A 229-nucleotide genomic window follows, 5' to 3' on the forward strand; every position below is an offset into this window, starting at 1 on the left:
GGTCGGCACCTTGTAGTCGAGCTTGTGCTTGATCTTCACCTGGTGGGATTCGCCGATCTGGCTGAAATCCAGTGTGATCACCAGCTTCCCCGCCTTGCCATAGTCAACGACCCCTGCGGCTACCTCGGAGATAGCGTGGCCGATTTGGCTGGCGAAGGCGCCGCCGTTGAGCTCTTCAAGAAACTCTGCTGTATCTGTTGCTGTGGACATGGCTGTTTCTCCGGGATGG

1 protein-coding gene is annotated in these 229 nt (G+C 57.6%); it reads right to left on the reverse strand.

The features are described 5' to 3' along the window. Positions 1-210: YfdP family phage-associated protein (locus tag KMS84_RS44955; RefSeq protein ID WP_256921702.1), on the reverse strand; the 210-nt coding region annotated here is incomplete at its 3' end. Positions 211-229: the final 19 nt, after the last annotated feature.

This window comes from Streptomyces hilarionis (assembly GCF_024539675.1).
GTDB lineage: Bacteria > Actinomycetota > Actinomycetes > Streptomycetales > Streptomycetaceae > Streptomyces > Streptomyces hilarionis.